Genomic DNA, 12,076 nt, shown 5'->3' with positions numbered 1-12,076 from the left:
AGTATAGGGTTTGGGGGGCACTCCCGCCCCGGTGTTGGTGCATTTGGGGATCGGGCTTGCCCCGCGATGCTTTACAGGCCCTGCAAGGTCTCCATCAGCACCCGCACCTTGGCGATCGACTCTTCGTACTCGGCCTGCCAGTCGGAGTCGGCCACCACCGCGCCGCCGCCCCAACAACTGACCTGGCCGTCCTTGACCAGCAGGCTGCGAATGGCGATGGAGCTGTCCATCTCGCCGCGCACGTCGATGTACAGCAGCGAGCCGCAATACAGCGCCCGGCGGGCGGGCTCCAGCTCATCGATGATCTGCATCGCCCGAATCTTCGGCGCGCCGGTGATCGAGCCGCCCGGGAAGCTGCCGCCGATCAGGTCGAGTGCGTCGTTGCCGGGTGCCAGGCGCCCGGTGACGCTGCTGACCAGGTGATGGACATTGGGGTAGCTCTCCAGGCTGAACAGCTCCGGCACCTTCACCGAGCCGATCTGGCAGGTGCGGCCGATGTCGTTGCGCAGCAGGTCGACGATCATCAGGTTCTCTGAGCGATCCTTGGGGCTGGCCAGCAGTTCGGCAGCGTTGCGCGCATCTGCCACAGGGTCGGCGCTGCGCGGCCGGGTGCCCTTGATCGGGCGGGTTTCGACATCGCCCTGGCTGACGCGCACGAAGCGCTCCGGGGAAAAGCTCAGCAGCGCCGTGCCGGCGTCCAGCTGCTGATAGCCGGAAAACGGCGTCGGGCAGGCGGCGCGCAGGGCCTGGTAGGCGTGCCACGGGTCGCCTTGGCAGGGGGCGCGGAAGCGTTGGGTAAGGTTGATCTGGTAACAGTCGCCCGCCTGGATGTACTGCTGGACCTTGTCGAAGGCCGAGCGGTATTGCCCAGGTGACAGGTCGCCCGCCATGGGCGCGAGCAGCTTGAATTCGCTGCTGCCGGCCTGGGCGGGTGCTTCGAACAGCTGGACCAGGCGCTGCCGTTCAGCGGCTTGCAGGCTCGGGTGAAACACCAGTTGGCTGGTGCGCGCATGATGGTCGCTGACCAGTGCCCAGGCATACAGGCCGAGCTGCGCGTCCGGCAGCCCCAGGTCGTCGATCGCCAGCGTGGGCAGTTGCTCCAGGCGGCGGCCGAAATCGTAGCTCAGGTAGCCGATCAGGCCGCCGGCGAAGGGCAGTTCCACGCCATCGGGCAACTGCGCCGCCCCCAGTTCCGCCAAGGCCCTGCGCAGGCGCTGCAGGTACATCTGGCCCGACTCTGCCGTTTGCGCTTGCAGTTGCTCCAGCGGCCAGGCACTGAGCAGGTCGAAGCGTCCACGTTCGGCGTTGGGGCGGGCACTGTCGAGCAAGATCGCGCCGGGCGCTGCGCGCAGGCGTGCGAAATAGTGCGCGGGGTCGGGCTGGTAGGGCAGGGGATGGAGCGTACAGGTCGGCATCAGAATGGACGGCGATGAAAAAGCGAGGAGGGCGATTGTAGACCTGTGTAGGAAATGCGCCTAGCACTGGTGGCGACATTCACATGTTGTGCAGAGGCGTTGGATGGCATCGTGGGGGGGGGGGGGGGGGGGGTGGGGGGGGGGGGGGGGGGGGGGGGGGGGAGGCGGGGGGAGGGCGTGTTTGTGTCGTATTCCCCCCCCCCTCCTCTTCCCTCCCCCCCCCCCCCCCCCCCCCCCCCCCCCCCCCCCCCCCCACGGTTCAACCAGTGTGCACGTGTCCGAACAGGCCTTGTGCCACTTTTACCCGTTCTTCGGCGGTCTCGGTGCGGCCTTCTTTGGCCAGCGCCTCGATGTGCGCCTCGATGGCATGGGTGCGCTGGGTCAGGCCGCAGTCGTTGGCGATCTGGATGTTCAGGCCAGGGCGGGCGTTGAGCTCGAGGATCAGCGGGCCCTTGTCCTGGTCCAGCACCATGTCCACGCCGATGTAGCCCAGGCCGCACAGCTCGTAGCAACTGGCGGCAAGCTTCATGAAACCGTCCCAGTTCGGCAACTGCACGCCGTCCACCGCGTTGGTGGTGTCCGGGTGCTTGCTGATGATCTTGTTCAGCCAGGTGCCGCGCAGCGTCATCCCTGTGGTCAGGTCGACGCCCACACCGATGGCGCCCTGGTGCAGGTTGGCCTTGCCGCCGGACTGGCGGGTGGGCAGGCGCAGCATGGCCATCACCGGGTAGCCCATCAGCACGATGATGCGGATGTCCGGCACGCCTTCGTAGCTGATGCTCTTGAAGATCTGGTCCGGGGTGACCCGGTACTCGATCAGCGCGCGGTCGCGGTGCCCGCCCAGCGAGTACAGGCCGGTGAGGATGCTGGAGATCTGATGCTCGATCTCTTCGTGGCTGATGATCTTGCCGGAGACCGTGCGGTAGCGTTCCTCGAAGCGGTCGGCGATCACCAGGATACCGTCGCCGCCGGCACCCTGTGCCGGCTTGATGACGAAGTCGGTGCGCTCGCCGATGATCTCGTGGAGCTTCTCGATCTGCTTCTCGGTCTCGATGATGCCGTACATCTCCGGCACATGGATGCCGGCCGCCAGCGCGCGCTCCTTGGTGATGATCTTGTCGTCGACGATCGGGTACAGGCTGCGCTTGTTGTACTTGAGTACGTAGTCCGCATTACGCCGGTTGATACCCATGATGCCCCGGGCCTCCAGGGCTTTCCACGTCTTGATCAGGCCGAACATCAGGCGTCAGCCTTCTTCAGGAATGCCTTGAAGCGCACGAGCTCGGTCAGGCGGTAGCCGCGGTAGCGACCCATCGCCAGCATGAAGCCCACCAGGACCAGCAGTACCGCCGGGAAGGTGAAGACGAAGTAGGTCAGCTCCGGCACGGTCATCAGCAAGTGCGCCAGGGACGCGGCGAACAGGGTGCCGATGGCTACTTTCATGGCATGGCCGCCGCCGCGCTCTTCCCAGGTGATCGACAGGCGCTCGATGGTCATGGTCAGGATCACCATCGGGAACAGCGCTACCGACAGGCCGCGCTCCAGGCCCAGCTTGTGGCTGAACAGGCTGATGGCGGCGATCAGCACCACGACGAAGGTCAGCACCACCGACAGGCGCGGCAGCATCTGCAGCTTCAGGTGTTCAAGATAGGAGCGTAGCGACAGGCCCAGCGCGGTGATCACCGTGAACAGCATGATGCCGAAGCCCAGCTGTGTCTCGCGGAAGGCCAGGGCGATCAACACCGGGGTGAAGGTACCCAGGGTCTGGATGCCGATCAGGTTGCGCAGCACCAGGATCACCAGCACACCGATCGGGATCATCACCATGATCATGAAGGTCTGCTGGGTCTGCAGCGGCAGGCCGTACAGCGAGTACTCGAGGAAGTCGGCGTCGGTGTTCTCGTCGGTCAGCTTGGCCAGGCGGATGGCGTTCATCTCGCTGTTGTTCATGCTGAAGGTGACGTTGGCCTTCTTGCCGCCATCGACGGTGATCAGGTTGTCGTCGCCGGTCCACCACAGCAGGCGGTCGCTGGGCAGGCCCTGTTCGCCGGTGTCCGGGTTGAAGTACAGCCAGTCGTTGCCGTTGAAGCTGCGCAGCCACAGTTCAGGGGTTTGCGGGGTATCGGCCACCAGGCGGATGGTGTGCACTTTCTCCAGCGGCACATGGGCGATGGACAGCAGCAGGTCGATGATCTGCGCCTTCTTCATCGTCGAGGTGTCGCCGGCCAGCAGCAGCTTGACGTTGTCGTCGTTGAGATTGTTGACACGTTTGATGGTCTCGCCGACGAAGGTCTCGACGTCGGCCGAGTGCTGGCGGATCGGCGCCATCAGCGCTTCGGCGGCCAGCTTCTCGGGGCCTTCGATGGCCAGGCTGTCGCGGAAGGTCGGGCCTTTGATCTTGGTTTTTTCGCTGCTGTAGCGCTTGGTCAGTACCAGGCGGTAGTACAGCGTCTGGTTGCCGCTGGCGCGGCGCGCCGACCAGGTCACCTTGCGGTTGCCATCGACCCGGTTGACGCTCACCCCGTAGTTGTTGGAGATGAAGCTCTCGTTGAGGCTGACATAGTCACGGTTGAGCGGGGGCACGAACATCTGCACCTTGACCGGGTCCTTGGTGCTGGCGACGAACTCGACCTTGGCGTCGATGTTCCACAGGTCGTCGGTCTCGTCCTCGGTCACCGGGATGCCGAGGAAGAAGATCTGGTAGGCCGTGACCGCAACGCCCAACAACACCAGGACGGTGATCAGGACTTTCAGGTGGAGGGTAAGAGAGCGCATCGGAATTACTCTGCTTTGGTAACTTCGGTGGCACAGGCAGGTTTGCCGGCCGCGTATTTAAGGCTTGGGTCGACCAGCGCATCCAGGTGCTTGAGGGCCTCGGAACCGATCAGCAGCGGGAACTGGAAGGCGCTGCGGTCGGTGAGGTTGACCTCGATGGTGCGTCGGGTCTGGCCCATGCAGATATCGAGCTCGATGACCGGGCGGGCCGTGTAGGCCTTGCCGGACTCGGCGTCATAGTCCCCGGCGCGGCGCTTGATCTTGCTGACGCGGGCCAGGGGGCGTTCGATGGGGTGCTTGTGGGCGGCGTCGATCGCCAGGTAGAAGCGCACCCAGCTCTCGCCGTCGCGCTTGAAACGCTTGATGTCGCGGGCGCTGAGCGAGGCGGTCTTGGCGCCGGTGTCGAGCTTGGCCGCCACTTCCAGGTCGAGGTCGCCCAGGCGCGCGTATTCGTTCAGGCCATAGACGGTTTTCTGTGCCGCAGGCGCAAGGGCCGGCAGCAGAGTCAGGCAGAGCAGCAGTAAAGCGGGTATGAGTCTCATAATCCTGGCGCGGTGCTGTGCGTGGTTCAGGGCAAGGCGACTGGCCAAGCGTCCCTATTGGCCTGCCATCAGCATGAAATGATGACAGGCAGCGTATCCATGCTCCCGAAGGAGCGCGGCATTCTATCACGCCGATGTGTTGACGCCAGCGCACCCGCGATCAGACCGCAGGGCGATGCGGTAAGTTCGTTATTAGACAATTGTCGACAATGTTCTTTTTGTCTTTGACTCTTCTAGTCTGTTTAGCTAGTTTTGCCGTCATTGAATGTGAAGGTGTCGACAATCATGCTGGACACAGCCCAAGCCACCCCAATCCTGCAGGACGAGACCGAGACCCTCTCGGAAAACGTCTTCCGGCGCATCCAGGCGGCCATCGTCAAAGGCGAAATCGCGCCGGGCAGCAAGATCTCCGAGCCGGAACTGGCACGCACCTATGGCATCAGCCGTGGCCCGCTGCGCGAGGCGATTCACCGGCTGGAGGGCCAACGCCTGCTGGTGCGGGTGCCGCACGTCGGGGCGCGGGTGGTGTCGCTCGGCCATGCCGAGCTGATCGAACTCTACGAAATCCGCGAGTCGCTCGAAGGCATGGCCTGCCGGCTGGCCGCCGAGCGCATGAGCCAGGCCGCCATCGACGAACTGCGCGAAGTGCTCGACACCCATGAGCGCGACGCCGCGTTCCAGGCCGGGCAGGGCTACTACCAGCAGGAAGGCGACCACGACTTCCACTACCGGATCATCCAGGGCAGCGGCAACCAGACCCTCTACAAGATGCTCTGCGGCGAGCTCTATCAACTGGTGCGCATGTACCGCCTCCAGTTCTCGACCACGCCCAACCGGCCACGCCAGGCCTTTGCCGAGCACCACCGCATTCTCGACGCCATCGAAGCCCGCGACGGCGAGCTCGCAGAACTCCTGATGCGTCGCCACATCGGCGCGTCCAAACGCAATATCGAGCGTCACTACCAAGGCGCCGACAACAATAGCCCACGAGGTGAGTCATGACAGTGAAGAGCACGCCCGGCCAGCGTTTCCGTGACGCGGTTGCCGCCGAACATCCGCTGCAGGTGGTCGGGGCCATCAACGCCAACCACGCCCTGCTGGCCAAGCGCGCCGGCTTCAAGGCCATCTACCTGTCCGGTGGCGGTGTCGCCGCCGGGTCCCTGGGCCTGCCGGACCTGGGCATCAGCAACCTGGACGATGTGCTCACCGACGTGCGCCGCATCACCGACGTGTGCGACCTGCCGCTGCTGGTGGATGTCGACACCGGTTTCGGTGCCTCGGCCTTCAACGTTGCCCGCACCGTCAAGTCGATGAGCAAGTTCGGCGCCGCCGCCATCCATATCGAAGACCAGGTCGGCGCCAAGCGCTGCGGCCACCGGCCGAACAAGGAGATCGTCTCCCAGCAGGAGATGGTCGACCGCATCAAGGCCGCGGTGGATGCGCGCACCGATGACAGCTTCGTGATCATGGCGCGTACCGACGCCCTGGCGGTGGAAGGCCTGAACGCAGCCCTGGACCGTGCCGCCGCCTGCATCGAGGCCGGCGCCGACATGATCTTCCCGGAAGCCATCACTGAACTGTCGATGTACAAGACCTTCGCCGACCGGGTGAAAGCCCCGATCCTGGCCAACATCACCGAATTCGGCGCGACGCCGCTGTACACCACCGAAGAGCTGGCCTCGGTGGACGTGTCGCTGGTGCTGTACCCGCTGTCGGCCTTCCGTGCCATGAACAAGGCTGCCGAGAACGTCTACACCGCCCTGCGCCGCGACGGCACGCAGAAGAACGTGATCGACACCATGCAGACCCGCATGGAGCTCTACGATGCCATCGGCTACCACGCCTTCGAGCAGAGCCTCGATGCGTTGTTCGCCCAGAAAAAAGGATAAGTGAATGCCTGCACCGGCCTCTTTGCGGGTAAACCCGCTCCCACAGGTACAGCACCACCTCTGAAGCCTGTGCCTTTCCTGTGGGAGCGGGTTTACCCGCGAAGAGGCCGGCACAGGCAAACCGATTAGCCAGAAAGACCTCGATAACAAATTCAAGAAAGGAGAAACACCATGGCCGAAGCAAAAGTACTCAGTGGCGCAGGCCTGCGTGGCCAGGTGGCCGGGCAGACCGCCCTGTCGACCGTCGGCCAGGCCGGCGCCGGCCTGACCTACCGCGGCTATGACGTGCGCGACCTGGCCGCCGGCGCCGAGTTCGAGGAAGTCGCCTACCTGCTGCTGTACGGCGAACTGCCGAGCAAAGCCGAGCTGGCCGACTACAAGCGCAAGCTCAAGGGCCTGCGCGACCTGCCACAGGCGCTCAAGGAAGTGCTCGAACGCATCCCGCGCGACGCCCACCCGATGGACGTGATGCGCACCGGCTGCTCGCTGCTCGGTACCCTGGAGCCGGAGCTGACCTTCGACGCCCAGCACGACAAGACCGACCGCCTGCTGGCGCTGTTCCCGGCCGTGATGTGCTACTGGTATCGCTTCACCCATCACGGTGTGCGCATTGATTGCAGCAGCGACGAAGACACCATTGGCGGCCACTTCCTGCACCTGCTGCACGGCAAGAAGCCAAGCGCGCTGCACGTCAAGGTGATGAACGTCTCGCTGATCCTGTACGCCGAGCACGAGTTCAACGCCTCGACCTTCACCGCCCGGGTTTGTGCCTCGACCCTGTCGGACCTGTATTCCTGCATCACTGCCGCCATCGGCTCGCTGCGTGGCCCGCTGCACGGCGGTGCCAACGAAGCGGCAATGGAGCTGATCGAGCGCTTCCAGAGCCCGCAGGAAGCTACCGCCGAGCTGCTGCGCATGCTCGAGCGCAAGGACAAGATCATGGGCTTCGGCCACGCCATCTACAAAGAGTCCGACCCGCGCAACGAGGTGATCAAGGGCTGGTCGAAGCAGTTGGCTGACGAAGTGGGTGACAAGGTGCTGTACCCGGTCTCCGAAGCGATCGACAAGACCATGTGGGAGCAGAAGCGCCTGTTCCCCAACGCCGACTTCTACCATGCCTCGGCGTACCACTTCATGGGTATCCCGACCAAGCTGTTCACCCCGATCTTCGTCTGCTCGCGCCTGACCGGCTGGGCCGCGCACGTGTTCGAGCAGCGCGCCAATAACCGCATCATCCGCCCGAGCGCCGAATACACCGGCGTCGAGCAGCGCCAGTTCGTGCCGATCGAACAGCGTTGATAAGCAGGTGACGAGCTCTTGTGGGAGCGGGCTTGCCCCGCGATGGCGGCAGCGCTGGCAACGGCGCTTGACCTGCCGATGCTTTCGCGGGGCAAGCCCGCTCCCACGGGATCGCCGTCTGCCCAGGTAAACCGTGACCGAGCCAGATAACGATATGAACAGCGCATTCCGCAAGTCCCTGCCAGGCACCGCCCTGGACTACTACGACGCCCGCGCCGCGGTCGAGGCAATCAAGCCGGGCTCCTACGACGGCCTGCCGTATACCTCCCGCGTACTGGCCGAAAACCTCGTGCGCCGCTGCGATCCGGCCACCCTCGATGCGTCGCTCGAACAGCTGATCGAACGCAAGCGCGACCTCGACTTCCCCTGGTTCCCGGCCCGCGTGGTGTGCCACGACATCCTCGGCCAGACCGCGCTGGTGGACCTGGCCGGCCTGCGCGACGCCATCGCCGACAAGGGCGGCGACCCTGCCGCAGTCAACCCGGTGGTGCCGGTACAGCTGATCGTCGACCACTCGCTGGCGGTGGAGTGCGGCGGTTTCGATCCGCAGGCGTTCGAGAAGAACCGCGCCATCGAAGACCGTCGCAACGAAGACCGCTTCCACTTCATCAACTGGACCAAGAAGGCGTTCAAGAACGTCGACGTGATCCAGCCGGGCAACGGCATCATGCACCAGATCAACCTGGAGAAGATGTCGCCGGTGATCCACAGCGAGCGCGGTGTGGCCTACCCGGACACCTGCGTCGGCACCGACAGCCACACCCCGCACGTCGACGCCCTGGGCGTGATCGCCATCGGCGTCGGTGGCCTGGAGGCCGAGAACGTGATGCTCGGCCGCGCCTCGTGGATGCGCCTGCCGGAAATCGTCGGCGTCGAGCTGACCGGTCGCCTGGCGCCGAACATCACCGCCACCGACCTGGTGCTGGCGCTGACCGAGTTCCTGCGCAAGCAGAAGGTGGTGGGTGCCTACCTCGAGTTCCATGGCGTGGGTGCCAGCGCGCTGACCCTGGGCGACCGTGCCACCATCTCCAACATGGCCCCGGAATACGGCGCCACCGCGGCGATGTTCGCCATCGACCAGCAGACCATCGACTACCTCAAGCTCACCGGCCGCGATGAGCAGCAGGTGCAGCTGGTCGAAACCTACGCCAAGGCCGCCGGCCTGTGGGCCGACAGCCTGGCCAAGGCCGAGTACGAGCGCACCTTGAGCTTCGACCTGTCGAGCGTGGTGCGCAACATGGCCGGCCCGTCCAACCCGCACGCCCGGGTAGCCACCAGCGACCTGGCGGCCAAGGGCATTGCCGGGCAGTGGCAGGAAGTGCCGGGGCAGATGCCGGACGGCGCGGTGATCATCGCCGCCATCACCAGCTGCACCAACACCAGCAACCCGCGCAACGTGATCGCCGCAGGCCTGCTGGCGCGCAACGCCAACAAGCTCGGCCTGGCCCGCAAGCCGTGGGTCAAGTCGTCGCTGGCGCCGGGCTCCAAGACCGTGCAGCTGTACCTCAAGGAGGCCGGGCTCGAACAGGAACTGGAACAGCTGGGCTTCGGTATCGTCGCCTTCGCCTGCACCACCTGCAACGGCATGTCCGGTGCGCTGGACCCGGTGATCCAGCAGGAGATCATCGACCGCGACCTGTACGCCACCGCCGTGCTGTCGGGCAACCGCAACTTCGACGGGCGTATCCACCCTTACGCCAAGCAGGCTTTCCTCGCCTCGCCGCCGCTGGTGGTGGCCTACGCCATCGCCGGCACCATCCGCTTTGATATCGAGAAGGATGTGCTGGGTGTGGTGGACGGCAAGGAGATCCGCCTGAAGGACATCTGGCCGAGCGACGAGGAAATCGACGCCGTGGTACGTGCATCGGTCAAGCCGGAGCAGTTCCGCCAGGTGTACATCCCGATGTTCACCATCGAGGAAGACAAGGGGCCGAAGGTTGCGCCGCTGTACGACTGGCGCCCGATGAGCACCTACATTCGCCGCCCGCCTTACTGGGAAGGCGCCCTGGCCGGTGAGCGCACCCTGCGCGGCATGCGCCCGCTGGCGGTGCTGCCGGACAACATCACCACCGACCACCTGTCGCCGTCCAACGCCATCATGCTCGACAGCGCCGCGGGTGAGTACCTGGCGAAGATGGGCCTGCCGGAAGAGGACTTCAACTCCTACGCCACCCACCGTGGCGACCACCTGACCGCCCAGCGCGCCACCTTCGCCAACCCCAAGCTGTTCAACGAGATGGTGCGCAAGGACGACGGCAGCGTGAAGCAGGGTTCGCTGGCGCGCATCGAGCCGGAAGGCAAGGTGACCCGCATGTGGGAAGCCATCGAAACCTACATGCAGCGCAAGCAGCCGTTGATCATCGTCGCCGGTGCCGACTACGGCCAGGGTTCGTCCCGTGACTGGGCGGCCAAGGGCGTGCGCCTGGCGGGGGTCGAGGCAATCGTTGCCGAAGGCTTCGAGCGTATCCACCGCACCAACCTGGTGGGCATGGGCGTACTGCCGCTGGAGTTCAAGCCAGGGACCGACCGCAAGACCCTGGGGCTGGATGGGAGTGAGGTTTATGACGTGCTTGGTGAGCGCAAGCCACGCGCCACGTTGACCCTGGTGGTCACGCGGCGCAATGGTGAGCGTGTCGAGGTGCCGGTGACCTGCCGCCTGGACACCGCCGAAGAAGTGTCGATCTACGAGGCGGGCGGGGTGCTGCAGCGCTTTGCCCAGGACTTCCTGGAAGGCACGGCCTAACAGGAGCAGCATGGCCCCTGTGGGAGCGGGTTTACCCGCGAATGCGTCGGCAGGATCAACATCGTTGCTTGATCAAACGCCTTCGCGGGTAAACCCGCTCCCACAGGGTGTCGTGCAAGACAGGAATTGACCATGACACATGTACCGCAAATCAGAATCCCCGCCACCTACATCCGTGGCGGCACCAGCAAAGGCGTGTTCTTCCGCCTGCAAGACCTGCCCGAACAGGCGCAGATCCCAGGCCCCGCCCGCGATGCCCTGCTGCTGCGGGTGATCGGCAGCCCCGACCCCTACGGCAAACAGATCGACGGCATGGGCGGCGCGACGTCCAGCACCAGCAAGAGCGTGATCCTGTCGAAAAGCATCAAGCCTGACCATGATGTCGACTACCTGTTCGGCCAGGTGTCGATCGACAAGGCCTTCGTCGACTGGAGCGGCAACTGCGGCAACCTCTCGGCTGCGGTCGGTTCGTTCGCCATCAGCGGCGGCCTGGTCGACCCCGCGCGGGTGCCACGCAACGGTGTCGCCACCGTGCGCATCTGGCAGGCCAACATCGGCAAGACCATCATCGCCCATGTGCCAATCACCGAGGGTGAGGTGCAGGAAACCGGCGATTTCGAACTCGACGGCGTGACCTTCCCGGCCGCCGAGGTGCAGCTGGAGTTCCTCGACCCGGCCGCCGACGAGGACGGCGACGGCGGGGCGATGTTCCCCACCGGCAATCTGGTCGACGACCTTGAAGTGCCGGGTGTCGGCACCTTCAAGGCAACCCTGATCAACGCCGGCATCCCGACCATCTTCATCAACGCCGCCGACCTCGATTACACCGGTACCGAACTTCAGGACGCGATCAACGGTGACGTCGCTGCACTGGCGCGGTTCGAGACCATTCGCGCCCACGGCGCGGTGCGCATGGGGCTGATCGAACATATCGACCAGGCTGCCGGGCGTCAGCACACACCCAAGGTCGCGTTCGTCGCGCCGCCAACCACCTACACTGCTTCCAGCGGCAAAGTGGTCAATGCGGGCGATGTCGATTTGCTGGTGCGCGCCCTGTCCATGGGCAAGTTGCACCACGCCATGATGGGCACCGCGGCGGTGGCCATTGGCACGGCAGCGGCGATCCCCGGGACCCTGGTCAACCTTGCCGCAGGCGGTGGCGAACGAAGTGCGGTGCGCTTCGGTCATCCGTCCGGGACGTTGCGCGTGGGAGCACAAGCCCGCCAGGTGGACGGGCAATGGACCGTGACCAAAGCAATCATGAGCCGCAGTGCTCGGGTGCTGATGGAGGGCTGGGTGCGCGTGCCTGGCGATAGCTTCTAAACGCACTATCAGCGCTCGGCCTTACTGGCCCATCGCGGGGGGGAGGAACAGGTCGCCTCACAACCCTGCGGTGGGTAGTGGTTATGCTCC

Annotated in this window: 9 protein-coding genes; 5 read left to right on the top strand and 4 right to left on the bottom strand. The window is 65.0% G+C overall.

Features of this window, described 5'->3' with window-relative positions:
* Positions 1-71: 71 nt before the first annotated feature.
* The 4 genes from pabB to ACO6VM_RS02755 form a co-directional block, all read right to left on the bottom strand.
* The gene (pabB, locus tag ACO6VM_RS02770) at positions 72-1,415 is read right to left on the bottom strand and encodes an aminodeoxychorismate synthase component I (protein WP_401056997.1); all 1,344 of its coding nucleotides are present in this window, start codon (positions 1,413-1,415) and stop codon (positions 72-74) included.
* 259 nt (positions 1,416-1,674) lie between these two features.
* Positions 1,675-2,655 (bottom strand): alpha-L-glutamate ligase-like protein, encoded by a 981-nt coding sequence (locus tag ACO6VM_RS02765; protein ID WP_125858136.1) that lies wholly within the window; start codon positions 2,653-2,655, stop codon positions 1,675-1,677.
* On the bottom strand, positions 2,655-4,190 hold the full coding sequence (locus ACO6VM_RS02760; RefSeq protein WP_390967525.1) for an inactive transglutaminase family protein: 1,536 nt from the start codon (positions 4,188-4,190) through the stop codon (positions 2,655-2,657). Before ACO6VM_RS02760 ends, ACO6VM_RS02765 begins: the two co-directional genes overlap by 1 nt.
* Positions 4,191-4,195: 5 nt before the next feature.
* Positions 4,196-4,732: an ATP-dependent zinc protease gene (locus tag ACO6VM_RS02755; protein WP_390967526.1), complete on the bottom strand. Its 537-nt coding sequence runs from the start codon at positions 4,730-4,732 to the stop codon at positions 4,196-4,198.
* A gap of 285 nt (positions 4,733-5,017) precedes the next feature.
* On the opposite strand from ACO6VM_RS02755, the gene ACO6VM_RS02750 reads away from it, so the two are divergent.
* The 5 genes from ACO6VM_RS02750 to prpF all read left to right on the top strand — a co-directional run bounded on the left by ACO6VM_RS02750 (position 5,018) and on the right by prpF (position 11,986).
* Positions 5,018-5,734 (top strand): GntR family transcriptional regulator, encoded by a 717-nt coding sequence (locus tag ACO6VM_RS02750; RefSeq protein ID WP_125463491.1) that lies wholly within the window; start codon positions 5,018-5,020, stop codon positions 5,732-5,734.
* The gene (prpB, locus tag ACO6VM_RS02745; RefSeq protein ID WP_110994210.1) at positions 5,731-6,621 is read left to right on the top strand and encodes a methylisocitrate lyase; all 891 of its coding nucleotides are present in this window, start codon (positions 5,731-5,733) and stop codon (positions 6,619-6,621) included. The genes ACO6VM_RS02750 and prpB overlap by 4 nt, the downstream gene beginning before the upstream one ends.
* Positions 6,622-6,792: 171 nt before the next feature.
* The gene (prpC, locus tag ACO6VM_RS02740) at positions 6,793-7,920 is read left to right on the top strand and encodes a bifunctional 2-methylcitrate synthase/citrate synthase (RefSeq protein ID WP_390967528.1); all 1,128 of its coding nucleotides are present in this window, start codon (positions 6,793-6,795) and stop codon (positions 7,918-7,920) included.
* A 154-nt stretch (positions 7,921-8,074) separates the two neighbouring features.
* Positions 8,075-10,663 carry a Fe/S-dependent 2-methylisocitrate dehydratase AcnD gene (acnD, locus tag ACO6VM_RS02735; RefSeq protein WP_422402743.1) on the top strand — a complete coding sequence of 863 codons (2,589 nt, stop codon included), beginning with the start codon at positions 8,075-8,077 and terminating at the stop codon, positions 10,661-10,663.
* A gap of 132 nt (positions 10,664-10,795) precedes the next feature.
* The gene (gene prpF, locus ACO6VM_RS02730; RefSeq protein ID WP_125858140.1) at positions 10,796-11,986 is read left to right on the top strand and encodes a 2-methylaconitate cis-trans isomerase PrpF; all 1,191 of its coding nucleotides are present in this window, start codon (positions 10,796-10,798) and stop codon (positions 11,984-11,986) included.
* The last annotated feature ends 90 nt before the right edge of the window (positions 11,987-12,076 follow it).

Source organism: Pseudomonas sp. GZD-209, from assembly GCF_049310485.1.
Taxonomy (GTDB): Bacteria; Pseudomonadota; Gammaproteobacteria; order Pseudomonadales; family Pseudomonadaceae; genus Aquipseudomonas; species Aquipseudomonas sichuanensis.
The sequence above is the reverse complement of the archived record's forward strand: the minus strand, read 5'-3'. Positions and strand labels throughout refer to the sequence as shown.

Coding starts and splice junctions, on each gene's coding strand:
- pabB (WP_401056997.1), bottom strand. CDS start 1,415: ATGCCGACCTGTACGCTCCATCCCCTGCCCTACCAGCCCGACCCCGCG.
- prpC (WP_390967528.1), top strand. CDS start 6,793: ATGGCCGAAGCAAAAGTACTCAGTGGCGCAGGCCTGCGTGGCCAGGTG.
- prpF (WP_125858140.1), top strand. CDS start 10,796: ATGACACATGTACCGCAAATCAGAATCCCCGCCACCTACATCCGTGGC.
- acnD (WP_422402743.1), top strand. CDS start 8,075: ATGAACAGCGCATTCCGCAAGTCCCTGCCAGGCACCGCCCTGGACTAC.
- ACO6VM_RS02760 (WP_390967525.1), bottom strand. CDS start 4,190: ATGCGCTCTCTTACCCTCCACCTGAAAGTCCTGATCACCGTCCTGGTG.
- prpB (WP_110994210.1), top strand. CDS start 5,731: ATGACAGTGAAGAGCACGCCCGGCCAGCGTTTCCGTGACGCGGTTGCC.
- ACO6VM_RS02765 (WP_125858136.1), bottom strand. CDS start 2,655: ATGTTCGGCCTGATCAAGACGTGGAAAGCCCTGGAGGCCCGGGGCATC.
- ACO6VM_RS02750 (WP_125463491.1), top strand. CDS start 5,018: ATGCTGGACACAGCCCAAGCCACCCCAATCCTGCAGGACGAGACCGAG.
- ACO6VM_RS02755 (WP_390967526.1), bottom strand. CDS start 4,732: ATGAGACTCATACCCGCTTTACTGCTGCTCTGCCTGACTCTGCTGCCG.